Source organism: Streptomyces sp. 378, assembly GCF_030124145.1.
Classification (GTDB): Bacteria; Actinomycetota; Actinomycetes; order Streptomycetales; family Streptomycetaceae; genus Streptomyces.
The window spans coordinates 1-24903 of sequence record NZ_JASKMS010000026.1 but is presented as its reverse complement, the minus strand read 5'-3'; the positions used below and the strand labels follow the sequence as shown (position 1 = coordinate 24903).

Annotated in this window: 21 protein-coding genes and 1 pseudogene; 12 read left to right on the top strand and 10 right to left on the bottom strand. The window is 71.9% G+C overall.

Annotation, left to right across the window (positions count from 1 at the left end):
• The first annotated feature begins 70 nt into the window (after positions 1-70).
• On the top strand, positions 71-1153 hold the full coding sequence (locus QNO09_RS28895; protein WP_283973195.1) for a Zn-dependent alcohol dehydrogenase: 1083 nt from the start codon (positions 71-73) through the stop codon (positions 1151-1153).
• A gap of 351 nt (positions 1154-1504) precedes the next feature.
• Complete coding sequence (locus QNO09_RS28890; RefSeq protein WP_283973194.1) at positions 1505-2872, top strand: MFS transporter; 1368 nt, start codon at positions 1505-1507, stop codon at positions 2870-2872.
• A 592-nt stretch (positions 2873-3464) separates the two neighbouring features.
• On the opposite strand, the gene QNO09_RS28885 is transcribed toward QNO09_RS28890, so the two are convergent.
• Positions 3465-4175, bottom strand: a complete 711-nt coding sequence (locus tag QNO09_RS28885; RefSeq protein WP_283973193.1) for an ArsR/SmtB family transcription factor — start codon at positions 4173-4175, stop codon at positions 3465-3467.
• Between the two features lie 56 nt (positions 4176-4231).
• Positions 4232-4882: a TetR/AcrR family transcriptional regulator gene (locus QNO09_RS28880; protein ID WP_283973192.1), complete on the bottom strand. Its 651-nt coding sequence runs from the start codon at positions 4880-4882 to the stop codon at positions 4232-4234.
• Positions 4883-4949: 67 nt separating this feature from the next.
• On the opposite strand from QNO09_RS28880, the gene QNO09_RS28875 reads away from it, so the two are divergent.
• The 3 genes from QNO09_RS28875 (at position 4950) to QNO09_RS28865 (ending at position 7263) form a co-directional block, all read left to right on the top strand.
• Entirely contained in the window at positions 4950-6101 is a 1152-nt protein-coding gene (locus QNO09_RS28875; RefSeq protein ID WP_283973191.1) for an acyl-CoA dehydrogenase family protein, read from the top strand.
• A gap of 60 nt (positions 6102-6161) precedes the next feature.
• On the top strand, positions 6162-6407 hold the full coding sequence (locus QNO09_RS28870) for a YiaA/YiaB family inner membrane protein (protein WP_283973190.1): 246 nt from the start codon (positions 6162-6164) through the stop codon (positions 6405-6407).
• Between the two features lie 202 nt (positions 6408-6609).
• The gene (locus QNO09_RS28865) at positions 6610-7263 is read left to right on the top strand and encodes a TetR/AcrR family transcriptional regulator (protein WP_283973189.1); all 654 of its coding nucleotides are present in this window, start codon (positions 6610-6612) and stop codon (positions 7261-7263) included.
• Here QNO09_RS28865 and QNO09_RS28860 read toward each other — a convergent pair.
• Complete coding sequence (locus QNO09_RS28860) at positions 7254-7715, bottom strand: MaoC family dehydratase (RefSeq protein WP_033311842.1); 462 nt, start codon at positions 7713-7715, stop codon at positions 7254-7256. The two genes, QNO09_RS28865 and QNO09_RS28860, sit on opposite strands and share 10 nt — an antisense overlap.
• Before the next feature lie 110 nt (positions 7716-7825).
• On the opposite strand from QNO09_RS28860, the gene soxR reads away from it, so the two are divergent.
• Positions 7826-8293 carry a redox-sensitive transcriptional activator SoxR gene (gene soxR / locus QNO09_RS28855; RefSeq protein ID WP_283973188.1) on the top strand — a complete coding sequence of 156 codons (468 nt, stop codon included), beginning with the start codon at positions 7826-7828 and terminating at the stop codon, positions 8291-8293.
• Here the strand turns inward: soxR and QNO09_RS28850 are convergent.
• On the bottom strand, positions 8250-9017 hold the full coding sequence (locus tag QNO09_RS28850; RefSeq protein WP_283973187.1) for a 3-keto-5-aminohexanoate cleavage protein: 768 nt from the start codon (positions 9015-9017) through the stop codon (positions 8250-8252). The genes soxR and QNO09_RS28850 overlap by 44 nt on opposite strands.
• 75 nt (positions 9018-9092) lie before the next feature.
• The gene (locus QNO09_RS28845) at positions 9093-9695 is read right to left on the bottom strand and encodes a hypothetical protein (RefSeq protein WP_283973186.1); all 603 of its coding nucleotides are present in this window, start codon (positions 9693-9695) and stop codon (positions 9093-9095) included.
• Between the two features lie 265 nt (positions 9696-9960).
• Here QNO09_RS28845 and QNO09_RS28840 point away from each other — a divergent pair, with 265 nt between their 5' ends.
• Positions 9961-12759 (top strand): penicillin acylase family protein, encoded by a 2799-nt coding sequence (locus QNO09_RS28840; RefSeq protein ID WP_283973185.1) that lies wholly within the window; start codon positions 9961-9963, stop codon positions 12757-12759.
• Between the two features lie 19 nt (positions 12760-12778).
• Here QNO09_RS28840 and QNO09_RS28835 read toward each other — a convergent pair whose 3' ends face one another.
• Both QNO09_RS28835 and QNO09_RS28830 read right to left on the bottom strand, forming a co-directional pair.
• Positions 12779-14095, bottom strand: coding sequence for a serine-threonine protein kinase (locus tag QNO09_RS28835; RefSeq protein ID WP_283973184.1), 1317 nt, complete (start codon positions 14093-14095; stop codon positions 12779-12781).
• Positions 14096-14188: 93 nt separating this feature from the next.
• Entirely contained in the window at positions 14189-15424 is a 1236-nt protein-coding gene (locus tag QNO09_RS28830; protein WP_283973183.1) for an exo-beta-N-acetylmuramidase NamZ family protein, read from the bottom strand.
• 189 nt (positions 15425-15613) lie between these two features.
• On the opposite strand from QNO09_RS28830, the gene QNO09_RS28825 reads away from it, so the two are divergent.
• The 3 genes from QNO09_RS28825 to QNO09_RS28815 are packed head-to-tail and all read left to right on the top strand — an operon-like array spanning position 15614 to position 18670.
• A complete protein-coding gene (locus QNO09_RS28825) occupies positions 15614-16387 on the top strand; it encodes an SDR family oxidoreductase (protein WP_283973182.1) in 774 nt (257 codons plus the stop codon).
• Positions 16384-18048 carry a class I adenylate-forming enzyme family protein gene (locus QNO09_RS28820; RefSeq protein WP_283973181.1) on the top strand — a complete coding sequence of 555 codons (1665 nt, stop codon included), beginning with the start codon at positions 16384-16386 and terminating at the stop codon, positions 18046-18048. Before QNO09_RS28825 ends, QNO09_RS28820 begins: the two co-directional genes overlap by 4 nt.
• Positions 18049-18076: 28 nt before the next feature.
• The gene (locus QNO09_RS28815) at positions 18077-18670 is read left to right on the top strand and encodes a TetR/AcrR family transcriptional regulator (protein WP_283973180.1); all 594 of its coding nucleotides are present in this window, start codon (positions 18077-18079) and stop codon (positions 18668-18670) included.
• On the opposite strand, the pseudogene QNO09_RS28810 reads toward QNO09_RS28815, so the two are convergent.
• From QNO09_RS28810 to QNO09_RS28800, 3 genes and pseudogenes are all read right to left on the bottom strand, one after another.
• A pseudogene (locus QNO09_RS28810) lies at positions 18609-19433 on the bottom strand (cobalamin B12-binding domain-containing protein); the annotation flags it as partial. The gene QNO09_RS28815 and the pseudogene QNO09_RS28810 overlap by 62 nt on opposite strands.
• A gap of 342 nt (positions 19434-19775) precedes the next feature.
• A complete protein-coding gene (locus tag QNO09_RS28805) occupies positions 19776-20990 on the bottom strand; it encodes an acyl-CoA dehydrogenase family protein (protein WP_283973179.1) in 1215 nt (404 codons plus the stop codon).
• 5 nt (positions 20991-20995) lie between these two features.
• Entirely contained in the window at positions 20996-22030 is a 1035-nt protein-coding gene (locus QNO09_RS28800) for a phosphotransferase family protein (RefSeq protein ID WP_283973178.1), read from the bottom strand.
• Positions 22031-22229: 199 nt separating this feature from the next.
• Here QNO09_RS28800 and QNO09_RS28795 point away from each other — a divergent pair, with 199 nt between their 5' ends.
• Entirely contained in the window at positions 22230-23174 is a 945-nt protein-coding gene (locus tag QNO09_RS28795; protein WP_283973177.1) for an NADP-dependent oxidoreductase, read from the top strand.
• Between the two features lie 555 nt (positions 23175-23729).
• Entirely contained in the window at positions 23730-24836 is a 1107-nt protein-coding gene (locus tag QNO09_RS28790) for an NAD-dependent epimerase/dehydratase family protein (RefSeq protein ID WP_283973176.1), read from the top strand.
• The last annotated feature ends 67 nt before the right edge of the window (positions 24837-24903 follow it).

Below are 24903 nucleotides of genomic sequence, written 5' to 3'. Positions count from 1 at the left end.
GCCCAGCACCCTCAGTTTCCTGCGGCCTGCTCCGAACGACAGGCCCTAGCCCCAGGGAGTCCCCTCCGTCATGGCTGTCCGCGCCGCCGTCCTGCCCGCTGTCGGCTCCCCGCTGGAGATCACCGGCATCGACCTGCCCGACCCCGGACCCGGCCAGGTCCGCGTCCGGCTCGCCGCAGCCGGGGTCTGCCACTCCGACCTGTCCCTGTCCGACGGCACCATGCGCGTGCCCGTCCCCGCCGTCCTCGGCCACGAGGGCGCCGGCACGGTCGTCGCCGTCGGCGAGGGTGTCACCCATGTCGCGCCCGGCGACGGGGTCGTTCTCAACTGGGCCCCGTCCTGCGGCGCCTGCCACGCCTGCTCACTCGGCGAGGTGTGGCTGTGCGCCAACGCCCTGGGCGGCGCCGCCGAGGTCTACGCCCGCACCGCCGAGGGCACCGACCTGCACCCCGGCCTGAACGTCGCCGCGTTCGCCGAGGAGACCGTCGTCTCCACGTCCTGCGTCCTGCCCGTCCCGGACGGCGTCCCGCTCACCGACGCCGCTCTCCTCGGCTGCGCGGTCCTCACCGGCTACGGCGCCGTCCACCACTCGGCCCGCGTCCGGCGGGGCGAGACGGTCGCGGTGTTCGGCGTCGGCGGAGTGGGGCTGTCCGCGCTCCAGGCGGCCCGGATCGCGGGCGCCTCGAAGATCGTCGCGGTGGACGTGTCCGCCGAGAAGGAGGAACTGGCCCGCGCGGCCGGCGCCACCGACTACCTCGTCGCCTCGGACACCACCGCCCGCGAGATCCGCGGTCTCACCGGCAAACAGGGCGTGGACGTCGCCGTGGAGTGCGCCGGCCGCGCGGTCAGCATCCGCACGGCCTGGGACTCCACCCGTCGCGGCGGCCGCACCACGGTCGTCGGCATCGGCGGCAAGGACCAGCAGGTCACCTTCAACGCCCTGGAGATCTTCCACTGGGGCCGCACCCTCTCCGGCTGCGTCTACGGCAACTCCGACCCGGCGCAGGACCTCCCGGTGCTGGCCGAGCACATCCGGGCCGGCCGCCTGGATCTGAGCGTGCTGGTGACCGAACGCATCTCCCTCGACGGCATCCCGGCGGCCTTCGAGAACATGCTGGCGGGCAAGGGCGGCCGGTCCCTGGTCGTCTTCTAGTGTCCCGCGCCGGAAGTTGTCCCGCGCCGGAAGTTCCTAGGTAGTTCCCGCTGAGCTGCGGACGGTCAACACCCCTGGTCGGCGGCGAGAATCCGACCGCCGAAACGAGACAGATCTACCGACGGATTTCGGGCGCGGCACACCAGCCCGGTGCCCGTGGTGCCCCGGCCTCCTCGCGAGGCCGGGGCCTTCGGCATGTCCGGCCCCGTGGTCGAGCTCCGTGGTCGATGCCAAGTACAGGCAAAAGTCCTGGTGCACGACCCGTTGACGCACATACCGTCCGGTCAGTACGTTCCCCGGAACCCGCGCCACCCCCCGTTCCGTCCCCGCACCCCCCGGAGCGTGCACCACATGGATTCGGCCCCTTCCGCTCAGCCCGCCACGAACACTCCCGCCGTCGGCAATCGCCGCCGGGTGGCCACCGCCGCGGCACTCGCCTCGGCCGTCGAGTGGTACGACTACTTCGTCTTCGGCATCGCCGCCGCCCTCGTGCTGGGCGACCTCTACTTCCCCTCCGGCAACGCCACGGCCGGCGTCCTCGCCTCGTTCGCGACCTTCGCCGTCGGCTTCCTCGCCCGCCCCATCGGCGGCATCGTCGCCGGACACCTCGGCGACCAGCGCGGCCGCAAGCCGATGCTGGTCCTGGCGCTCACGCTGATGGGCGTGGCCACCACCGGCATCGGTCTGCTGCCCACGTACGAGACGATCGGTGTGGCGGCCCCGATCCTGCTCGTCCTGCTGCGTGTCGCCCAGGGCGTGGCCGTCGGCGCCCAGTGGGGCGGCGCGATGCTCCTGGCCACCGAGTACGCCCCGGAGGGCAAGCGCGGTGTCTACGGCAGCGTCGTGCAGCTCGGCGTCCCCATCGGCGTGGTCACCGCCAACACCGTCTTCCTGCTGGCCGGTGCGTTCACCAGCGACGCGGCGTTCGCGTCCTGGGGCTGGCGCGTGCCGTTCCTGATCGGTCTGCTGGTCCTCGCCCTCGCCTGGTACATCCACACGCGCGTCGAGGAGACCCCGGCGTTCCGGGAGGCCGAGCGGGCGCTCTCCGAGAAGGAGAAGTCCGAGAAGAACTCGCCGCTGCGCACGATCCTGCGCGGCCACCTGGGCACGGTGTTCCTGGCCGGTGGTTCCTTCGCCGTGAACACCGCCACCTTCTACATCCTCATCACCGGCGTCCTCGACTACACGACCCGAGAGCTGGACATGGACAAGGGCGCCGTGCTCACCGTCTCCCTCTGCGTCAGCCTCACGCAGCTCGTGCTGATCCCCGCAGCCGCCGCGCTGTCCGACCGCGTCGGCCGCCTCCGGGTCTACACCCTCGGCGCGGTCGGCATCGCGCTGTGGGCGGTGCCGCTCTTCCTGCTGATCGACACCCGCTCGCTGCTGTGGCTCGCGGTCGGCACGTTCGTCGCCAGCTGCTTCCTCAGCATCATGTACGGCCCCCAGGCCGCCCTCTTCGCCGAGCTGTTCACGCCCGAGATGCGTTACACCGGCGCCTCCCTCGGCTACCAGATCGCGGCCGTCGCGGGCGGTGGGCTCGCGCCCTTCGTGATGGTGCTGCTGCTGGAGGCGACGGGCACCTCGATGGCCGTCTCCGGCTACATCATCGGGCTCTCGGTGATCGCCCTGGTGTCGATCAAGATCCTCGCGGACCGGGCGCGCGCCGCGGAGCCGGAGACCGCGAACGAGGCCCGCGCGGAGGCCGAGTCAGCGAGCTGAGTCCGGGGTCTGCTCGGGCCGGGGTTCCACCACCGCTCCCGGAACCCCGGCCCGGGCCGCCGACCGCGAGCGCGACCGGGACACCGCCACGCCCGCCAGGCATAGTGGGGCGCTGTGCGGGGTCGGACGGGGTGTCGTGCCGGGTCGGACGCGGCGCCGTAGCCGGTTCCCACGGGGCACTGGGCCGGTTCCGGCGGGGCCCTGTGCCGAGTCCGACGGGGCACTGTGCCAAGTCGGGTGGGGTGCCGTGCCCCGGGCGGGGCACTGTGCCGAGTCCGACGGGGCACTGTGCCAAGTCGGGTGGGGTGCCGTGCCCCGGGCGGGGCACTGTGCCGAGTCCGACGGGGCACTGTGCCAAGTCGGGTGGGGTGCCGTGCCCCGGGCGGGGCACTGTGCCGAGTCCGACGGGGCACTGTGCCAAGTCGGGTGGGGTGCCGTGCCCCGGGCGGGGCACTGTGCCGAGTCCGACGGGGCACTGTGCCAAGTCGGGTGGGGTGCCGTGCCCCGGGCGGGGCACTGTGCCGAGTCCGACGGCGTGCCGTGCCCCGGTCGGGCCGGGTGCCGTGCCGAGTCGGGTGGGAGTCGGGCGCGGCTACCGCAGGGCCGCCGCTCGTACCCCCAGCAGATCGAAGAGGGCGCGTTCACCGGCCGCCGTGACCTTCACGGCCCGCTCCGAGCCGATGCGCACGCACCACCCGGTGTGCAGGGCGTGCCGGCACAGGGCCGCGCCCGCGACGCCCGCGAGATGCGGGCGGCGTTCGGTCCAGTCGAGGCAGGCCCGCGCCAGGGGGCGTCGGCCCCGCCCTTCCAGGCCGATGCCGGCCGCCGCGAACCACGCCAGCCCCGCGTCGGTGAGCGCGAAGCCGGTCTCCTGCTCCAGCAGCCCGCGCGCCGTCAGCGCGTCGGTGACGGCGATGCCGAGCCGCCCGGCGAGATGGTCGTAGCAGGTCCGGCCCCGGGCCATCGCCGAGCCGGCGCTCGACTCCCGCAGGTTCCGCGGCCGTACGGCCGCGGACGGCGCGACCTGGGCGGCCAGGTCCTCCACGAGGTGGGCGACGCGGGCGTCGGCCAGCCGGACGTACCGGTGCCGGCCCTGCCGTTCCTCGGCGAGCAGTCCGCCCGCGACGAGCCTGCCCAGGTGCTCGCTCAGGGTCGAGGCGGCGACACCCGCGTGCCGCGCCAGCTCGCTCGCGGTCCAGGCCCGCCCGTCCAGCAGCGCCAGCAGGCACGCGGCCCGGGTCTCGTCCGCGAACAGCGCGGCGAGCCGTGCCAGGGCGGTGGCCTGCGGGTCCCTCGTCGTCATGCCATCAGCATGGAACACGGACTCTTCGGCATCCGCCGAACTGTCCCGCCCGGCTCCTACGCGGTCGGCCGGACCTGCTCGTACTGCCGCGCCAGGCCGTCCAGCAGGGCCCTCAGCCCCGTCTCGAAGGCGCGCTCGTCGATTTTCTCCTGCTGCTCGGCCAGGAGGTGGGCCTGCTGGAGGTGGGGGTAGTCGGCGGGGTCGTAGGCACTCGCGTCGTCGACGAATCCGCCGGCGAAGGAGCCGAGCGCGGAGCCCATCACGAAGTACCGCATCAGCGCGCCGATGGAGGTGGCCTGTGCCGGCGGCCAGCCCGCGGCGACCATCGCGCCGTAGACGGCGTCCGCGAGGCGCAGTCCGGCCGGGCGGCGGCCGGGGCCGCGGGCCAGCACCGGGACGATGTTCGGGTGGTCGCGCAGCGCGGCCCGGTAGGAGACGGCCCAGTCGTGCAGGGCGGTCCGCCAGTCCCGGCCGTCCTGGAACATCGACAGGTCCACCTGGCCGCTCACCGAGTCGGCGACCGCCTCCAGGATCTCGTCCTTGGTGCGGAAGTGGTTGTACAGCGACGGTCCGCTGACCCCGAGTTCGGCGGCGAGCCGCCGCGTGGAGACGGCGGCCAGGCCCTCCGCGTCGACGAGCGCCCGGGCCGTCTCGACGATCCGGTCGGTGCTGAGCAAGGGCTTGCGCGGTCGGGCCATGGCGCACATAGTAGGGCTGCGCAGAGAAACTAGCAGTGCTAATTTAATTGTACGGCTTTCAATGAGGTGACCTGTGGTGAATCTGGAGCTCAGCGAGGAGCAGAGCGCGGTCCGGCAGCTCGCGCGGGACTTCGTGGAGCGCGAGATCACCCCGCACGTCGTCGCCTGGGACCGTGCCGAGGAGGTCGACCGGGCGATCGTGAAGAAGCTCGGCGAGGTCGGCTTCCTGGGCCTGACGATCGACGAGGAGTACGGCGGCTCCGGCGGTGACCACCTCGCCTACTGCCTGGTCACGGAGGAGCTGGGCCGGGGCGACTCGTCCGTGCGCGGCATCGTCTCGGTCTCCCTCGGGCTCGTCGCCAAGACCGTCGCCGCCTGGGGGAGCGAGGAGCAGAAGCGGCGCTGGCTGCCGGGGCTGACCTCCGGCGCGTCGGTCGGCTGCTTCGGCCTGACCGAGCCGGGCACGGGCTCGGACGCGGGCAGCCTCACGACCCGGGCGGTGCGGGACGGCGACGACTACGTCATCAACGGCAGCAAGATGTTCATCACCAACGGCACCTGGGCCGACGTCGTCCTGCTCTTCGCCCGCTCCACGGACGCCCCCGGCCACAAGGGCGTCTCCGCCTTCCTCGTCCCCACCGCCACGCCGGGCCTGACCCGCCGCACCGTCGACGGCAAGCTCGGGCTGCGCGGCCAGGCCACCGCCGAACTCGCCCTGGAGGATGTGCGTGTACCGGCCTCCGCGCTGGTCGGGGAGGAGGGCAAGGGCTTCTCGATCGCGATGTCGGCTCTCGCCAAGGGCCGGATGTCGGTCGCCGCGGGCTGCGTCGGCATAGCCCAGGCCGCCCTCGACGCCGCCGTGCGGTACGCGGGGGAGCGCGAGCAGTTCGGCAAGACCATCGCCCACCACCAGCTCGTCCAGGAACTGCTCAGCGACATCGCCCTGGACGTCGACGCCGCCCGGCTGCTGACCTGGCGGGTCGCCGATCTGATCGACCGGGGGCGGCCGTTCGCCGTCGAGTCGTCCAAGGCCAAGCTGTTCGCCTCGGAGGCCGCCGTTCGCGCCGCGAACAACGCGCTCCAGGTCTTCGGGGGCTACGGCTACATCGACGAGTACCCGGCGGGCAAGCTGCTGCGGGACGCCCGCGTCATGACCCTCTACGAGGGCACGAGCCAGATCCAGAAGCTGGTCATCGGACGGGCGCTCACGGGGGTCTCCGCGTTCTGAGTACGCATCTGAGTACGTCGGCGGATGTGGCACGGGCCACGTCCGCCGATGCTTTCCCTCATGAGTGACACACCGGGCAAGCAGCAGAACACGGCCGCCTTCTACGGTCAGGCCGTCGCCTCCTTCGCCGTCGCCATGGCGGCCACCGCCGTCGGCATCTACCAGCTGAGCGCCGACGCCTGGGTGCGGGGCTTCCTCGCCATCGCCGTCCTGTACCTGGTCACCTCGTCCTTCACCCTGGCCAAGGTGATCCGGGACCGGCAGGAGGGGGCGACCCCCTCGTACGCCCCCTTCGAAAAGCACTGAGCTTCGAAACACTGCCGCCGATGGCCCATGTAATCGCCGCTGTACGGGACGCACAGCCTTTCGCCGAGGCATGGTTGCCGCCGACCGCGGAGGGCGGCGCACAAAGCACTGAGCAGCCACCGAGAGCACGGATCAGCCGCACTAAGCGCCCGCTCACCTTCGGCGGTATGGTGTTGCTCCTGCCAGTGGAGAGGGGCGAGTGATGAGTACGGCGGAGGAGACGGCCGACGGCGAGGCGCAGGCGTGGGGCGAGGTCACGCCCGACGCGGCGCGGCGGCTGCTGGTCGCCGCGGTGGAGGCCTTCGCCGAGCGTGGCTATCACGCCACGACGACCCGTGACATCGCGGGCCGGGCGGGGATGAGCCCGGCCGCGCTCTACATCCACTACAAGACCAAGGAAGAGCTGCTGCACCGCATCAGCAGGATCGGGCACGAGAAGGCCCTGGAGATCCTGCGGACGGCGTCCCGGCGCGAGGGCAGTGCCACCGAGCGGCTCGCCGACGCGGTGAGTTCCTTCGTGCGCTGGCACGCGGGCGGCCGTACCACCGCGCGGGTCGTGCAGTACGAACTCGACTCGCTCGGCGCCGATGCCCGGGCCGAGATCCTCGCGCTGCGGCGCCAGGTCGACGGCGAGGTGCGCGGGATCATCGAGGAGGGCGCGCGGTCCGGCGAGTTCGAGGTCATCGACGTGCACGGCACGACGCTGGCAGTGCTGTCGCTCTGCATCGACGTGGCACGGTGGTTCAACGTCGACGGGCCCCGGACGCCGGACGAGGTCGGCGCACTGTACGCCGATCTCGTGCTGCGCATGGTCGGCGCCCGGGGCCAGGGACCGGAGGCCGGGTCTCAGAGGTAGTAGCGCGCCACGGACTCGGCGACGCAGACCGGCTTGTCGCCGCCCTCGCGTTCGACGCTGAAGGCGACGGCCACCTGGACGCCGCCGGGCACCTCCTCGACCGCGCTGATCGCCGCGGTGGCGCGCAGTCGGGAGCCGACCGGGACCGGGGCGGGGAAACGCACCTTGTTCGTGCCGTAGTTGACGCCCATCTTCACGCCTTCGACGGCGATCAGCTGCGGCCCGAAGAGGGGCAGCAGCGACAGGGTCAGATAGCCGTGCGCGATGGTGGTGCCGAAGGGACCCGCGGCGGCCTTCTCCGGGTCGACGTGGATCCACTGGTGGTCACCGGTGGCCTCCGCGAACAGGTCGATCCGCTTCTGGTCGATGTCCAGCCAGTCCGTGTACCCCAGTTGTTCGCCCACCGCCGACTTCAGGTCGTCGACGGACGTGAAGATCCTCGGCTCTGCCATGTCTTCCAGGCCTCTCGTGTGCAGGGGGTCTGCGCGCTCATATATCTAAGCGACTGCTTAGCATGGTCGGCCGTGGGGGCTGTGTCAACGGACTCGGTAGGGTTCGACGGGTGCCTCAGATTCCAGAGAAGATCCATGAGCTCACGGTCGGCCAGCTCGCGGCGCGGAGCGGCGCCGCCGTGTCCGCCCTGCACTTCTACGAGTCCAAGGGCCTGATCAGCAGCCGCCGGACCGCCGGCAACCAGCGCCGCTACTCCCGTGACACGCTGCGCCGGGTCGCCTTCATCCGGGCCGCGCAACGCGTCGGCATTCCGCTGGCGACGATCCGCGACGCGCTCGCGGAGCTCCCCGAGGAGCGCACGCCCACCCGGGAGGACTGGGCCCACCTGTCCGAGACCTGGCGCGCCGAACTGGAGGAGCGCATCAAGCAGCTGAACCGCCTGCGGGACCACCTCGCCGACTGCATCGGCTGCGGCTGTCTCTCCCTCGACACCTGCGTCCTGTCCAACCCGGACGACGTCTTCGGCGAACGCCTCACCGGGTCCCGCCTGATGGTCGACCGGGGCGGTCGCGGCTAGCGTCCGCCCGGCCCGCCCGGTACTCCGCCAGCCCGGCCGCGACCAACCGCGCGTTGGACGGCGCCCGTTCGCCCCCCGGCAGATACAGGACGTCCTCCAGTCCCACCCGCGTGGCCAGGCCCAGCCGGCCCGCGAGCCGCAGCACCGGCCAGGCGCCCCCGTCCTCGCCGTGCAGCAGGACCGGACGTCCGTGCGCGGCCCCGATGGCGGACAGCAGGGCCCGCGCACGGGAGACGGCGCTCAGCGGGTCCGTGTCCGTCACCTCCGCCAGGACCCTCAGCACCTTCGGCCCGAGCGGTGAGGCCGCGAACCGCTCCGCCCCGTCGGTCCCGGACCAGATGCCGGCCTCCACGCCGACCCCGCGCTCCATGAGCAGGGCGGCCGTCTCCTCCGCCCCCGGCTCGTGCCAGTTGACCGAGGCGTGGTCGGGCAGCACCGTCCACGCGCGTATCCGCTCCAGCCGGGCGGCGGGGTCGGGCTCCGCCCACGCACCCGTGGTCACGCCGACCGGCACCGGCACCCGCGCCCGGATCGCCGACAGCGTCGGCGCGAGCACCCGCGGCGACAATGTGTCACTCCCGCAAGGCGTCTTGGGGTGGACGTGGATGTCCGTCGCCCCGGCGGCGACGGCCTCGGCAGCCGAGTCGGCCATCGACTCGGGTGTCAGCGGCACGGCCACACCGTCGGCGGCCGTCCGCGAACCGTTCAGGCACACCTGCGTCATGTCGTCGATGGTGCCGGTCGCCACCGACAGTGGGGGTGCGGCATCCCCGGCGCACCCCCCGCGCACCCGCATCCGTCAAGCCGACACCAACAGCCTCGCCCGCCGGGCGTACGCCAGGGACTCGGGCGTGAGCACGGGGCGCGGCACCAGGATTCCGCAGTCCGTGCAGACCGGTCCGGACGAGGGTTCGTGGTCCAGGTCGTACCTCCAGACGAGTTGTTCCCCACCGCACACCGGGCATGCCGAGCCGGGCTCGCGCTCCAGCGCGGCGATGAGCCGGCGCAGCACCTCGGCCAGCGGTTCACGGGGGTGGACCGCCGGATCGTCGCACCACGCCACGCCGAAACCGCCCCAGGTCAGCCGGTGCCAGTCGTCCACACTGCCCGGCCTGCGCAGTCCGTCGTGCTTCTCCTTCTTGCGGCGCTCGGCGAACCCGACCTCGTAGGCCAGCCAGACCGCCCGCGCCTCCTCCAGTTCGTCCAGTGCGGCCACGAGCCGCACCGGATCGGGGGAGCGGTCCTCGGGCCCGAACCCCGCCCGGGAGCACAGATGGTCCCAGGTCGCCCTGTGTCCGTAAGGGGCGAACCGCTCAAGGCACTTGCGCAGCGAATAGCGCCGCAAGGCCAGATCGCACCGCGGATCGCGGACCTGTCTCGCCAGACTCCGGAAACCGGCCATCGTCCTGCACCTCCGTCACACCTGCACCTGTAAATCCGGTCACTTCGGCGTCGTCGTAAGGACGTCGCCGAATAGACGTATCGACAAGCGAATCGGCTCCATCCGATTTCAAATGGCCTCCATAAGCCGCCCGGAGGGGCTCGCATGTCGACTGCCGTGGTCCGTGTGCCTGTTGTGCTGTCTCCGAAAAGTGACGCCTGTTCATCTTCAAGCCGGGGGATACCGGCGGTAACATCCGGCCCACCCCCGTCGGGAGGAGCCCCCCATGCCACGGCACGCCCCACGCACCGTTCTCGACAGAATGAGAACTCCCAGCGGAATCCCCGGGTTCCTGAAGACAGCATCGGTATGCGCCCTGATCGCAGGTCTTTTGTCGCCGCTTGCCCCGGCTGCCGCCTCGGAAACAGCTGCCGCGCAGGTCACGGTCGCGGCGAACGACCACTGCGGCCATCAGTGTTCGGACATCCTCCCGCCCGGCCAGAACGGCAACGCCACCCTCGCCCAGATCCTCCTGAACCAGGCCTTCGGCACTCAGCCCGAACACGCCGAGGACCAGCTCGGGCCCTACGCGGGCCTGGCCAAGGGCTACCCCGGCCTCACCAACGACAAGATCAACACCTTCTTCAACGACGCCTCCTTCGGGGTTCCCGCCGACCAGGTCGCCTCCACCGTCCGGCCCGCCGGACGCGGCGATGTGACGATCGTCCGGGACAAGAAGACCGGTGTGCCGCACATCACCGGTACCACCCGGTACGGCACGGAGTTCGGCGCCGGCTACGCGGCAGCCCAGGACCGGCTGTGGCTGATGGACGTCTTCCGGCACGTCGGGCGTGGTCAGCTGACCTCCTTCGCGGGCGGTGCGCCCTCCAACCAGGGCCTGGAACAGCAGTTCTGGAGGCACGCCCCGTACAGCGAGGCCGACCTGCAGGCGCAGATCGACAACGCCGTCGCCGGCAACGGCGACCGCGGACAGCAGGCTCTCGCCGACGTCAAGGCCTACCTCGACGGCATCAACTCCTACATCGACGCCTCCGACCGTGGGCGCTTCTTCCCCGGTGAGTACGTGCTCACCGGGCACAAGGACTCAGTCACCAACGCAGGGACCATCGAACACTTCAAGATCACCGACCTGGTCGCGCTGGCCTCCGTCATCGGCGCGCTGTTCGGCTCCGGCGGCGGTGGCGAGGTGAACAACGCCCTCTCGCTGCTGGCCGCCCAGGAGAAGTACGGCGTCACCGAGGGCACCAAGGTCTGGGAGTCCTTCCGGATGCGCAACGACCCGGAGGCCGTCCTCACCCAGCACGACGGCAGCTTCCCGTACGGCGGCAAGCCCGACCGGGCACAGGGCGCCGCCCTGCCCGACGCCGGCTCGGTGACGGCGGAACCGCTCGTGTACGACCGCACCGGCAGCGCCACCACGGCCCGTGCGACCGGCGCGTCCGGCGAAGCGGCGAAGGCCGCCCTCTCCTCGGCCAAGCGCGGCATGTCCAACGCCCTCGTGGTCAGCGGCGAGCACACCGCGAGCGGCCACCCCGTCGCCGTGTTCGGCCCGCAGACCGGCTACTTCGCCCCCCAACTGCTCCTGCTCCAGGAGATCCAGGGTCCCGGCATCAGCGCTCGCGGCGCCTCCTTCGCGGGCCTGAGCATGTACGTCGAGCTCGGCCGCGGCCAGGACTACGCGTGGAGCGCCACGACGTCCGGCCAGGACATCATCGACTCCTACGCCGTCGAGCTGTGCCAGGACGACTACCACTACCTGTACCGCGGCACCTGCACGCCGATGGAGAAGATCGAGCAGAAGAACGCCTGGAAGCCCACGGTCGCCGACGGCACCCCGGCCGGCTCGTACACCATGCGCGTCTGGCGCACGAAGTACGGCCCCGTCGAGTACCGCGCGACGGTCGGCGGCAAGCGCGTCGCCTACACCACCCTGCGCTCGTCCTTCATGCACGAGGCCGACTCCATCATCGGCTTCCAGATGCTGAACGACCCGGACTACGTCAAGGGCCCGGACTCCTTCCAGAAGGCCGTGCGGCACATCAACTACACCTTCAACTGGTTCTACGCCGACTCCGAGCACACCGCGTACTACAACAGCGGCGACAACCCCGTGCGGGCGACCGGCGTCGACGCCGAGTTCCCCGCGTGGGCACGACCCGCGTACGAGTGGCGCGGCTGGCAGCCGGAGACCAACACGGCCGACTACACCCCGGCCTCCGCCCACCCCCAGTCCACCGACCAGGACTACTACATCTCCTGGAACAACAAGCAGGCCCGCGACTACACGACCGCGCCCTGGGGCAACGGCTCCGTGCACCGCGGCAACCTCCTGGAGGACCGGGTGAAGAAGCTGGTCCAGCGGGGCGGGGTGACCCGGGCCGCCCTGGTGCAGGCCATGGCCGACGCGGGCCTCGCCGATCTACGGGCGGAGGACGTCCTGCCCAGGCTGCTGAAGGTGGTCAACAGCTCGCCGGTCACCGACCCCGCCGCGGCGGCCGCCGTGACCAAGCTCCAGACGTGGCTGGCGAACGGTGCCCAACGCACGGAGACCGCCGCCGGCTCGAAGAAGTACGCCGACGCCGACGCGATCCGCATCCTGGACGCCTGGTGGCCGCTGCTGGTCGAGGCCGCGTTCGAACCGGGCCTGGGCAGCGAGCTGTACAGGGCCTTCACCGCCAACCTCCCCGTCGACGAGTCCCCGTCGGCCGCGCACGGCCCGACCGGCTCGCACGCGGGAAGCTCCTTCCAGTACGGCTGGTGGAGCTACGTCGACAAGGACCTCCGCGCGGTGCTCGGTGAGCAGGTCAAGGGCCCCCTGGCCCGGAAGTACTGCGGCGGCGGAAACCTCGAGGCCTGCCGGGACACCCTGGTCGGCACCCTCAAGGAGGCGGCCGGCAAGACCGCCGCCCAGGTCTACCCCGGCGACGACGTGTGCGCGGCGGGCGACCAGTGGTGTGCCGACTCGATCAACCACCGCACCCTCGGCGGCATCAAGCACGGCAAGATCGGCTGGCAGAACCGGCCGACCTACCAGCAGGTCGTGGAGTTCACCTCACACCGGTGACGCACCACGCGGCGGCGGGTCAGCGGACGCGGCCCGCCGCCAGCACCAGCCGGGCCAGTTCCGGGTGCAGGATGTCGCTGTGCGCACCTGCCGGCGGGCCACCGCGTCTGACCACCGCCGCCGCGTCGACGTTCACGCACCCCGAAGCGGGCAGTGTCCCCTCCAGGGCCTCGGCGAGGGTGTACGCGCGCGTGCCCGGCACCGCGCGCACCCCGCCGTAGCCCATGGCGCCCCACTTGGCGCCCAGGGCCCGCCCCAGGTCCAGCTCGACGGCCGACCGGCTGTCGCCCGCCATCCGGGACGCCAGCGGATACAGCGTGCCGAGGGCCGCGTCGTGCCGGGAGTGGCAGCACACCAGGGGCCCGTCGACGCGGTTCTGCTGACCCTGGAGTACCCCTCCGGCCCGCGCGTCGTGCGGCAGCCGGGCCGCGAACGCGTAGTGCGAGAAAGCCCCTTGGAGCAGCGTCACCGACTTCACCGTGCGCACGCCCTCGGGGAGGCCCCGCAGCGCGAACGAGACCAGCCGCGCTCCGAAACTGTGCCCGACGAGGTGTACGCGCACTCCAGGCGCCGCCTTCGCGAGCAGGCCGACGACCCGGCCCAGACCCCGCTCGCCGACGGTCCCCGCGCGCCGCTTCATCGCGTAGTACGTCGCCTGCCGCAGCAGTTCGTGTGCACCGTCCCAGGGGTTGGGGATCCTGAACCCCTGCTGCGCCCCGGGCGCCTCCAGTTCCGCCAGCGCCCGCGCGAACTCCTCGCAGACCGCCGCCGACGACCCGGCGAACATCCGCGGGGCGCTCTGCGGCACGCCCTCCGCCACCGTGTCCGCCGCGAACAGCGCCTGCGGCCCGGGCGCCACCACCTCCACCAGCGTCCGCACCAGCCGCCCGAACTCCTCCAGTTCGGCCTCCTCGGGCGGCTGCTGCTCCAGCAGCCGGGCGATCTGGTCGACCAGGATCGCCCGGCCCGGGAAGGTCTCCAGCAGCGCGTGCCGCGTGTCCTTGTCCAGCACCGGGCGTCTGGGCGGATCGGCCGTCACGGCCCGCGGGAAGTCCGGGACCGGCTCGTCGGAGAACCGCATGGAGGGCCACAGCACTCCGACGTATCCCACCCGGGCGGCCGGGGCCAGCCGCGGGACGGGCGCGAAGAAGCGGTCGTACAGGCGGGTCGCGCCCGAGCGGTCGTTGTTCCAGCCGTGCGCGAAGACGATCAGATCGCGCACGCCCCGCTCGGTCACGCCGGCGAGCAGCCGGTCGCGCCGGCGGCCCGCGGGGTCCCCGTCCGCGTCGAAGGCCAGCTCCCAGTAGGGAGTCACACTCATCGCCGGATCCGCCATGACAGGCCCCCTGGTCCCCGGGTGACGCCACGGTGTGGGCGCATCGTCCTGCCAACGGGGGAGCTTGGCCATACGTCACGGGCGCATCGGTGCTCAGCGGTAGAGGAGGTACTTCCGCCGCGTCCTGCGGAACGCCGCCAGATCCTCCTGCCATCCGGCCACCACCTCGTCGGTGTCCGCACCGGCGTCGATCATCGTGCGGACGCGCGTGGAGCCGGTGAGCTTGTCGATCCAGTGGTCCGGGCGCCAGGCGAAGCCGCTCCAGACCCGCTGGGCGGTCACGAGCAGGGCGATCCCCGTGCGGACGGGGTCGAAGGCGGCCCGGTCGTGCACATGGAGCTGGACACCGCCGATCGTCCGGCCCTGGAATTTCGAGAAGGTGGGCGCGAAGTACGCCTCCCTCAAGCGCACTCCGGGCAGCGCGAGTGCGTTCGCCGCCGCCGCCCAGCGCCGGTCGATGCCCTCCGCGCCCAGCAACTCGAACGGGCGGGTGGTGCCGCGTCCCTCCGACAGGTTCGTGCCCTCGAACAGGCACGTCCCCGAGTAGACCAGGGCCGTCTCGGGCGTCGGCATGTTCGGGCTCGGGGGCACCCAGGGCAGCCCGGAGGCGTCGTGGAAGTCCGACCGCTTCCAGCCCGACATCGTCACGGTCTCCAGTGGCACGGGCTCGGTGAGGAACTCCGCGTTGAACAGCCGCGCCAGCTCGGCGACGGTCATCCCGTGGGCCTGGGCGATGGGCTGCCGCCCGACGAACGTGGCGAACTCCTTGTGCAGCACCGGCCCGAGGGCCGCCCGGCCGGTCACCGGGTTCGGCCGGTCCAGCACCACGAACCGCTTGCCCGCGAGCCCGGCGGCCTCCATGCAGTCGTACAGGGTCCAGATGTACGTGTAGAAGCGCGCGCCGACGTCCTGGATGTCGAAGACGACCGTGTCGACCCCGGACGCGGTGAAGACGTCGGCGAGCGGCCGGCCGCTCTTGAGGTACGTGTCGTAGACGGGCAGACCGGTCGCCGGGTCGTCGTAGCGGCCCTCGGAGCCGCCGGCCTGGGCGGTGCCGCGGAAGCCGTGCTCGGGGCCGAAGACGGCCCTCAGATCGACTCGGGTGTCCGCGTGCATGACGTCGACGATGTGGCGGGCGTCGCGCGTGATGCCGGTGGGGTTGGTGACGATGCCGACCTTCTGGCCTTCGAGTGGCGCGTAACCTGCGTGGGCGAGTCGTTCGAAGCCGGTGCGGAGGTGTCTGTGGCGTTGGGCGGCGTCCGCGGTGGACGTGGCCGACACGGCTGCCGCCGTGGCGGTGGTGATGACGGCTCGTCTGGAAGGGCGCATGCGGTGACCTCCTTGAGCGGGGACGTCGGCATGGGCACGGTATGCGCTCGCGCGGGCCGTGGGGAGGCTGCCGGGCCTGTGGCTTGTTGCGCGGTTCCCCGCGCCCCCAAGGGGCGTTTCGCACCTCTTCCGCCGCACATACCGACCGGTTAGTCTGACGCCATTGCAGAGCCGCGACTGAGGAGACCGATGGTGGGAGCCTTTCAAGAGGCCGGAGTCGTTGTCACGGGGGCCGGCGGCGGAATCGGGGCCGCGCTGGCCCGACGGTTCGCGGCCGAAGGGGCCCGGGTCGTCGTCAACGACCTCGACGCCGAGCGGGCCAAGCAGGTCGCGGCCGACATCGGCGGCATCGCCGTGCCCGGCGACGCCTCGGCGATCGCCCGCGACGCCCGCGACGCACTCGGCGGGACCGTCGACGTCTACTGCGCCAACGCCGGTGTCGCCGCCGACGGCATCGAGCCCGGGCAGCCGCTGGACGAGAAGGCGTGGGCCCTGTCCTGGGACGTCAACGTCATGGCTCATGTGCGGGCCGCGCAGGAACTGCTGCCCGACTGGCTGGAGCGCGGCAGCGGGCGCTTCGTCTCCACCGTGTCCGCCGCCGGGCTGCTCACCATGATCGGGGCCGCCCCCTACGCCGTCACCAAGCACGGCGCGCTCGCCTTCGCCGAGTGGCTGTCGCTGACGTACCGGCACCGGGGGGTGAAAGTCCACGCCATCTGCCCCCAGGGCGTGCGCACCGACATGCTGGCCGCCACCGGCAGCGCGGGCGACCTGGTGCTCCAGCCGACCGCGATCGAGCCGGAGGCCGTGGCGGACGCCCTGATCGAGGGCATCGAACAGGACCGCTTCCTGATCCTGCCGCACCCCGAGGTCACCGCCTACCACCAGGCCCGGGCCGGTGACCCCGACCGGTGGCTGTCCGGCATGAACCGCATCCAGCAGCAGTGGGAGGGGAACCGGTGACCGAGTCCCGCTACGCGGCCAAGCCCTGGCTCGACCTGCTCAGCGACGCCCAGAAGGGCGCGATCAGCCCGGCCGCCTCCCTCGTGCACGCCCTGCGCCGGGCCGTGGCCGAGACACCCGACGGCGACTTCCTGGCCTACTTCGACGGCCGGCTGACCTACCGCGAGGTCGACGAGCTCAGCGACTCCGTCGCCGGGCATCTCGCCGCGCGCGGTCTGCGGCACGGCGACCGGGTCGCGGTGCTGCTGCAGAACTCCCCGCACTTCGTCCTCGCCGTGCTGGGCGCGTGGAAGGCGGGCGCGGTCGTCGTGCCCGTCAACCCGATGTACAAGTCGGGCGAGGTGTCCCACGTCCTGCGGGACGGCGAGGTCGCCGCGCTGATCTGCTCGGACCGGGCCTGGGAGTCGTATCTGCGCGAGACGGCGGCGGACTCGCCGGTGCGGATCGTGCTCACCGGATGCGAGCTGGACTTCCAGAGCCGCGGCGACGCGCGGGTGCTCGGCTTCGAGCGGCTCGCGAAGGCCCCGGACGCCGACGACCTGGTGACCGTCGCCCGGGCCGGGCACGAGCCGCCCGCCGACCGGGACCCCGAGGCCTCCGGGGTCGCGCTGATCAGCTACACCTCGGGCACGAGCGGCACGCCCAAGGGCGCCACCAACACGCACGGCAACATCATGTACAACGCCGAGCGGCAGCGGACCGGCCTCGGGCTGCCCGAGCGGCCGGTCTACTTCGCGCTGGCACCGCTCTTCCACATCACCGGCATGGTGTGCCAGTTCGGCGCCTGCCTGAACAGCGGCGGCACGCTCGTGCTGGCCTACCGTTTCGAGCCGGGCGTGGTGCTGGACGCGTTCGCCGAGCACCGCCCGCACTACACGGTCGGCCCGTCCACCGCCTTCATGGCGCTCGCCGCCCACCCCTCCGTCACCCGCGACCACTTCTCCTCCTTCCGGGTGATCTCCTCCGGCGGCGCCCCCCTGCCGCCCGCCCTGGTGGAGAAGTTCCGGGCCGGCTTCGGACCGTACCTTCGCAACGGCTACGGACTGACGGAGTGCACCGCGCCCTGCGCCTCCGTGCCGCCGGGCCTGGAGGCGCCGGTCGACCCGGTGTCCGGGACCCTCGCCGTGGGACTGCCCGGCCCCGACACGGTCGTACGGATCGTCGACGACGCCGGCCGGGAAGTGCCGTTCGGCGAGCAGGGCGAGATCGTCGTCCGCGGCCCGCAGGTCGTGCCCGGCTACTGGCGCCGCCCCGACGCCACCGCCGAGACCTTCCCCGGCGCCGAACTGCGCACCGGCGACATCGGCTTCATGGACGAGGAGGGCTGGCTCTACGTCGTCGACCGCAAGAAGGACATGATCAACGCGTCCGGCTTCAAGGTGTGGCCCCGCGAGGTCGAGGACGTCCTCTACACCCACCCGGCCGTGCGCGAGGCCGCCGTCGTCGGAGTGCCCGACGGATACCGCGGCGAGACCGTCAAGGCCTACATCAGCCTGCGTCCGGACGCCGACACGGACCCCGATGCACTCGCCGCCTACTGCAAGGAGAGACTGGCCGCCTACAAATATCCGCGCCACGTGGAGATCCTGCCGGACTTGCCCAAGACGGCCAGTGGGAAGATCCTCCGTCGGGAACTTCGTTCCCGTACGCAAGGCAATTGACAGCAGAACGGAAAGGCAGGTGGCGGCAGTGCCCAGGACCACGGACTCGGACGGCACGCCCGTGCCTCAGCGGCTCCTGGCCGCCGCCACCCGGCTCTTCGCCGAGCAGGGCTACGACCGCACCTCGGTGCAGGAGATCGTCGAGGCGGCCGGCGTCACCAAGGGGGCGCTGTACCACTACTTCGGTTCCAAGGACGACCTGCTGCACGAGGTGTACGCGCGCGTGCTGCGCATCCAGCAGGAGCGGCTGGACGCCGTGGCGGGTGCCGACGAGCCGGTGGAGAAGCGGCTGCGGGCCGCCGCCGCGGACGTCGTGGTGACCACCATCGACAACCTCGACGACGCGATGATCTTCTGGCGTTCGATGCACCACCTCGGCCCCGAGAAGAACAAGCAGGTCCGCGCCGAGCGCCGCCGCTACCACGAGCGCTTCCGCGCGCTCGTGGAGGAGGGCCAGGAAGCGGGCGTCTTCTCCCGGGCGACCCCGGCGGATCTGGTGGTCGACTACCACTTCGGCTCGGTCCACCACCTGTCGACGTGGTACCGCCCGGACGGCCCGCTCAGCCCCCAGGAGGTCGCGGACCACCTGGCCGACCTGCTGCTTCGCGCGCTGCGTCCGTAAGGGCGGGCAAGGAGACGAGCGCGGCGCGCCCGGCGGCGAGGATCCGTCGGGCGCGGGGGAAGTCGTGCAGCTGCTTCTCCAGCAGGCCCAGGCACGGCAACAGCGAGCGCGCCGGGACCCGGCGGGCCGCGAGGACCTCGGCGGTCCAGCCGAGGAAGCCGGTGAGGACGTCGTCCGCGTCGACGTACAGGGCGGCGGTCAGGAAACCGACGATGTGGGCGATGTCCTCGGCGGTGCGCTCGCGCTGCTCGTCGCTGTAGTCGCGCATCGCGGGGACGTGCTGCTCGAGACGCCGGAAGGTGTCCCGCACCAGCCGCGTGGCGGACTTGGCGACCAGCGTGTACTCCTGGTCGCCCAGATGCGGCAGATCGTCGATCGCCCGGTGGGCGGGCACCGGCCGGGCCGGCGGACCTTCCGCGAGCCGGTCCGCCGCGGTGCGGGCGTCGGGCGCCCACGCGTCGGCGCCCAGGAGACGGGCGTAGCGGCCGTCGGCACCGAAGGCGAGACCACCGGCCATGACCGGGGTCCCGGCGGCCTGGACGGCGGTGATCGCGCTGTGCGCGAGCGGCAGACGGGTGGGCAGCGAACTGGACAGGCACACCACGTCCGGCCCGGTGCGGTGGACGTGGCCGATCAGGTGGGCGGTGGGAACCTGCGCCCCCGGGTAGTCCACCTGCCAGCCGCGCAGCCGCAGCGTCTCGGACACCAGGCGCGCCGGCAGGGCGTGCCACTCCTGGTCCACGCAGGCGACCGTGATCCGGCCCAGCGACGCTCACCGTGCTCGCAGCGCCGGTGCGGAGCCCGGCCGGGGAAGAAGTCATGTACGGGCCCCTACGCGTGACCCACACCTCACTTTTGCGACGACGGAAGAGGGCTGCTCTCGAAGCACCGTCCCGCAATCCGGGTGGCTGGTGCAACCAACCGGGTCGGTTCCCGGCCCCGCGGGGAACCGACCCGGGGCACGACGCGCCCGAAAACGGCTGCCTACCCCGTCGGCCGGTCACGAGACCGTGCGAAGTTTCACATCCCGTCCGCAGCCGGGGCGGCCCGGCCCGCCCCTCCACGACAAGGGGCGGCGGGGAGAGCCCCCCACCGCCCCGCCGCGTCACATGTACCGCTTCAGCTCCCGCCGGGCCAGCGACCGCTGATGCACCTCGTCAGGTCCGTCCGCGATCATCAGCGTCCGCGCACCGGCGTACAGCTCCGCCAGCGGGAAGTCCTGGCTCACTCCACCCGCGCCGTGCAACTGGATGGCCCGGTCGAGGATGTCCACCACCGCCCGAGGCGTGGCGATCTTGATGGACTGGATCTCGGTGTGCGCGCCCCGGTTCCCGACCGTGTCCATCAGCCACGCGGTCTTCAGCACCAGCAGCCGCAACTGCTCCACCGTGACCCGCGCGTCGGCGATCCAGTTGTGCACCACACCCTGCTGCGCCAGTGCCTTCCCGAACGCGGTCCGGGCCACGGCCCGCTCGCACATCAGCTCGATGGCCCGTTCCGCCATGCCGATGAGCCGCATGCAGTGGTGGATCCGTCCGGGACCCAGTCGCGCCTGAGCGATGGCGAAGCCGCCGCCCTCCTCGCCGACCAGGTTGGAGACCGGCACGCGCGCGTGGTCGAAGATCACTTCGGCGTGACCGCCGTGGTAGTGGTCCTCGTACCCGAACACCTGCATGGCGCGCTCGATGGTGACGCCCGGGGTGTCGCGCGGCACCAGCACCATCGACTGCTGACGGCGGATGTCCTCGCCGTCCGGGTCGGTCTTGCCCATCACGATGAAGAGGGTGCAGTCGGGGTGCATCGCCCCGGAGATGTACCACTTGCGGCCGGTGATGACGTACTCGTCGCCGTCCCGCTCGATGTGCGTGGTGATGTTGGTGGCGTCGGAGGAGGCCACCTCCGGCTCGGTCATCGCGAACGCCGAGCGGATCTCACCGGCCAGCAGCGGCTCCAGCCACTGCTTGCGCTGCCGCTCGTCGCCGAACTGGGTGAGCACCTCCATGTTCCCGGTGTCGGGCGCCGCGCAGTTCGTCACCGTCGGCGCGAGCTGCGGGGAGCGGCCCATGATCTCGGCGAGCGGAGCGTACTGGAGGTTGGTGAGCCCGGCCCCGTACTCGGAGTCCGGCAGGAACAGGTTCCACAGGCCCTGCCTGCGGGCCTCGGCCTTGAGCTCCTCGACCACGGGCACGGTCTCCCACGGCGAGCCGAGCCGCTCGCGCTGCTCGTGCGCGACGGCCTCGGCCGGGTAGACGTACTCGTCCATGAAGGCGAGGAGTTTGGCGCGCAGCTCTTCGGTGCGCGCGTCGAAAGCGAAGTCCATGTGGATCAGCCCTCCTGGAGGCCTTCGTGGAGCGTGGTCAGTCCGTGCCGGACGAAGACGGGGACGAGGTCGCCGATGCGGTCGAAGCCGCGGCCGACCGTCTGGCCCAGCGTGTAGCGGTAGTGGATGCCCTCGAGGATCACGGCGAGCTTGAACCAGGCGAACGCCGTGTACCAGGAGACCGCGGAGACGTCGCGCCCCGAGCGCGCGGCGTACCGCTCGATGAGTTCCGACGGCGCCGGGTGCCCGGGGGCCTCGGCGGTCGTGGAGACGGGGGAGTCGGGCATGCCCAGCGGCATGCTGTACATGACCAGCAGGCCGAGGTCGGTGAGCGGGTCGCCGAGCGTCGACATCTCCCAGTCGAGGATCGCCCGGATGGAGTCGTCCTCCCCGATCAGCACGTTGTCCAGCCGGTAGTCGCCGTGCACGACGGCCGCGGCGGGGGAGTGGGGCAGCTCACGGCCGAGGGCGGCGTGCAGCTCGTCGATGCCGTCCAGGTCGCGGTTGCGGGAGGCGTCCAGCTGCTTGCCCCAGCGCCGCAGCTGCCGGTCGAGGAAGCCCTCGGGCCGGCCGAAGTCCGCCAGGCCCACCCCGCCCGGGTCGACCGCGTGCAGCTCCACCAGCGTGTCGACGAGGTTCAGCACCGCGCCCCGGGTCCGCTCGGGGCCGAGCGGGGTCAGCTGGTCGGCGGTGCGGTAGGGGGTGCCGTCGACGAACTCCATGACGTAGAACGGCGAGCCGAGCACCTCCTCGTCCTCGCACAGCAGCACCGGCTCCGGCACGGGCACGGCCGTCGGGTGCAGCGCGCTGATCACCCGGTGCTCGCGCTTCATGTCGTGCGCGGTGGCCAGGACATGGCCGAGCGGAGGCCGGCGCACGACCCACCGGGAGGTGCCGTCGGAGACCGCGTAGGTGAGGTTCGACCGTCCGCCCTCGATCAGCCGGCCGGACAGCGGGCCGTTCACCAGGCCGGGCCGCTCGCGGTCGAGCAGGCCGCGCAGCCGGTCGAGATCCAGTCCGGGCGGATGGTCGGGGCTCATGCGTCGCTCCTACGGGCAGGTGAACAGTTCCCGACTCATGATGCCGACCGGTCGGTATGTCGTCCAGAGCGGGGCCGAAACGTGATCGGACCCACGATAGGCCGACCGCTCGTCCCGGGAGGCGGCCGGGGAGGTTTCGGCCGGTTCGTTCAGGCCATCCGGCTTGCGCGCCCCGCGACGACACCGGAAGGTCAAAGCCATGAAGGCCATCAGCTACTCACGGTACGGCGGTCCCGAGGTGCTGGCGTTCGGGGAGGTCCGTGACCCGAAGGTCGGCCCCGACGCGGTGCTGGTCAAGGTCCGGGCGGCGGCCGTGAACCCCGTCGACTGGAAGGCCCGCGAGGGATACCTCGACGGGATCCTCGCCCCCGTCTTCCCCGTGGTGCCCGGCTGGGACGTCTCGGGCGTCGTCGTACGGCCCGGCGTGGCCGTCTCGGAGTTCGACGTCGGGGACGAGGTCATCGGGTACGTGCGCGAGGACTTCCTCTCCCGTGGCACCTTCGCCGAGTACGTGGCCGCACCCCTGCGCACCCTCGCGCGCAAGCCGCGCAACCTCTCCTTCGAGGAGGCGGCCGGGCTCCCGCTGGTCGGGCTCACCGCGTTTCAGGTGCTCACGAAACTGCTGGAGGTGAAGCGGGGCGAGACCGTCCTGGTGCACGCCGCGGCAGGCGGTGTCGGCTCGATCGCCGTGCAACTGGGCGTCCATCTGGGTGCCCGGGTGATCGGTACGGCGAGCGAGTCCAACCACGACTTCGTGCGGGGTCTGGGAGCCGAGCCGGTGGCGTACGGCGAAGGCCTGGGCGAGCGGGTGCGCGGACTGGCCCCGGAGGGCGTGGACGCGGTGTTCGACACCGTCGGCGGCGACGCGCTGAAGGTATCCGCGAATCTGCTGGCCCCCGAGGGCCGCCTGGTCTCCATCGCCGACAACGACGTGGTGACCTACGGCGGCCGCTACTACTTCGTCCGCCCCGACGCGGAGGACCTCCGGCGGGTGGCCGACCTGGCGGAGCAGGGCGTGGTGAGCGTGTACGTCGACGAGACGTTTCCCCTGGAGCGGGCGGCGGACGCGCACCGGCTGAACCAGGAGGGCCGGACCCGCGGCAAGATCGTCGTGACGGTGGACTGGGAGAGCGACGGCGAGTGAGGGTCGCAGCGGCCTGGTGTGCTGCGCCAGTGCCGCGGCAGGCGGCATTCGCCCTGCCGCGACGCGCGGCATGCTCCCCCGTTCTCGGTCGGGTGCGGGCGGCCTGTCTCGCCTGAGCTGGCGGTCAGCCAGTCCTGATGGTCGGCAAGGCTGACCAGAGCCTGACAAAACCCTCACAACCGGCGTCACCGGTTCACTGAACGCCCGGCGGTAGCGGCGGCGCCGACCGCGTCACTCCTGTACGAACACAACGCCGGAACCGTCGACGGCGACGTCGGCCCCAACACCATCCGCGGCCTCCAGCGCTTCCTCGTCTCCAGGTTCCGCTCGACAGCGTCGAGGAGCGCGGCGTTGTCCCAGCCGGGTAGCGGGTGGGGAGTCGGCGTCCGCGTCCGGCCTCCCGCCCGCCCGCGGCCCGGGAAGGCATCGACCTCCTTCAGTCGTGCCCTCGCGGCGGACGTGCCCGAACTCCCCCCAGGTGCAGGGTGGTTGGGATGGGGCGGGCCATGATGGGATCATGGCAGATCCCGAGTTCATCCTCCGAGGAGTGCGCACGTGAGCGACAACCCGGCCGGCAGGACGGTCCTGGTGACCGGTGGCAGCGGCTTTGTCGCAGCCCATCTGGTACGGCAGTTGCTGGAGCGCGGCTACCGGGTGCACACCACCGTGCGCAGCACGGCGAACGTCGCGAAGCTGGAGCCGCTGCGGGCGATGCGGGACGAGCACCCCGGCCGCCTCGACCTCTTCGAGGCGGATCTGCTCGCGGACGGCTCCTTCGACGAGGCGATGAAGGGCTGCTCCGTGGTCTTCCACGTGGCCTCGCCCTTCCTGATGCCGGAGAAGATCAAGGACGGCCGCCGGGACATGCTGGAACCGGCGCTCCACGGCACGCGCAACGTGCTCGCCGGCATCGACCGCACGGAGACCGTCGAGCGGCTCGTCCTCACCTCCACGGTGGGTGCGATCTTCGGCGACTATGCCGACGTCCTGCGGATGGACGACCGGATCCTGTCGGAGAAGTACTTCAACACCACGAGCACGGTGGAGAACAACCCGTACCACCACGCCAAGACCGTGGCGGAACGGGCGGCCTGGGACGCGGCGGCCGCGCAGGACCGCTGGAGCATGGTCTCCGTCAACCCCGGCCTGATCCTGGGCCCTTCGCTCACCCCCGCCTCGGACTCCGGCAGCCTGTTCCTCCTGGACGAGCTGTTCAAGGGCTACTTCTTCTACGGCGCCCCCGATTTCAGCTTCACGACGGCCGACGTACGGGACGTGGCGGCGGCCCACATCGCGGCGGCGGAACGACCCGAGGCACACGGGCGTTACCTCGTCGCGGCACAGGAGATGACGTCGTTCCACCAGATGTCGACGATCCTGCGCACGCACCACCCCGGGAACCTCCGCCTCCCCCGCACCGCCCTCCCGCACTGGCCCGTCCGCGTCCTGGGACCGGCCTTCGGCCTCAGCCAGGACTACATCCGCAAGCACCTCGGCATCCGCTTCCGCGTCGACAACCACAGAAGCGTCGAGGAACTAGGGCTCACCTACCGCCCGATCGAGGAGACGCTGCTCGACCACTACCGGTCGTGGCGCGAGCAGCGACAGCAGCGGCGGAGGACCCGGGGAGGGTCCGGCGGAAGGCGCCCGCCGCGGCACTAGGCCGCTTCTGATGGATCTCCGTGGGAGAAGGAGCGGCGTTCGGTGCGTGCTCTGGGGGTCCCCCCTG

Coding starts and splice junctions, on each gene's coding strand:
- QNO09_RS28895 (WP_283973195.1), top strand. CDS start 71: ATGGCTGTCCGCGCCGCCGTCCTGCCCGCTGTCGGCTCCCCGCTGGAG.
- QNO09_RS28890 (WP_283973194.1), top strand. CDS start 1,505: ATGGATTCGGCCCCTTCCGCTCAGCCCGCCACGAACACTCCCGCCGTC.
- QNO09_RS28885 (WP_283973193.1), bottom strand. CDS start 4,175: ATGACGACGAGGGACCCGCAGGCCACCGCCCTGGCACGGCTCGCCGCG.
- QNO09_RS28880 (WP_283973192.1), bottom strand. CDS start 4,882: ATGTGCGCCATGGCCCGACCGCGCAAGCCCTTGCTCAGCACCGACCGG.
- QNO09_RS28870 (WP_283973190.1), top strand. CDS start 6,162: ATGAGTGACACACCGGGCAAGCAGCAGAACACGGCCGCCTTCTACGGT.
- QNO09_RS28865 (WP_283973189.1), top strand. CDS start 6,610: ATGAGTACGGCGGAGGAGACGGCCGACGGCGAGGCGCAGGCGTGGGGC.
- QNO09_RS28860 (WP_033311842.1), bottom strand. CDS start 7,715: ATGGCAGAGCCGAGGATCTTCACGTCCGTCGACGACCTGAAGTCGGCG.
- QNO09_RS28850 (WP_283973187.1), bottom strand. CDS start 9,017: ATGACGCAGGTGTGCCTGAACGGTTCGCGGACGGCCGCCGACGGTGTG.
- QNO09_RS28845 (WP_283973186.1), bottom strand. CDS start 9,695: ATGGCCGGTTTCCGGAGTCTGGCGAGACAGGTCCGCGATCCGCGGTGC.
- QNO09_RS28840 (WP_283973185.1), top strand. CDS start 9,961: ATGCCACGGCACGCCCCACGCACCGTTCTCGACAGAATGAGAACTCCC.
- QNO09_RS28835 (WP_283973184.1), bottom strand. CDS start 14,095: ATGGCGGATCCGGCGATGAGTGTGACTCCCTACTGGGAGCTGGCCTTC.
- QNO09_RS28830 (WP_283973183.1), bottom strand. CDS start 15,424: ATGCGCCCTTCCAGACGAGCCGTCATCACCACCGCCACGGCGGCAGCC.
- QNO09_RS28825 (WP_283973182.1), top strand. CDS start 15,614: ATGGTGGGAGCCTTTCAAGAGGCCGGAGTCGTTGTCACGGGGGCCGGC.
- QNO09_RS28805 (WP_283973179.1), bottom strand. CDS start 20,990: ATGGACTTCGCTTTCGACGCGCGCACCGAAGAGCTGCGCGCCAAACTC.
- QNO09_RS28800 (WP_283973178.1), bottom strand. CDS start 22,030: ATGAGCCCCGACCATCCGCCCGGACTGGATCTCGACCGGCTGCGCGGC.
- QNO09_RS28795 (WP_283973177.1), top strand. CDS start 22,230: ATGAAGGCCATCAGCTACTCACGGTACGGCGGTCCCGAGGTGCTGGCG.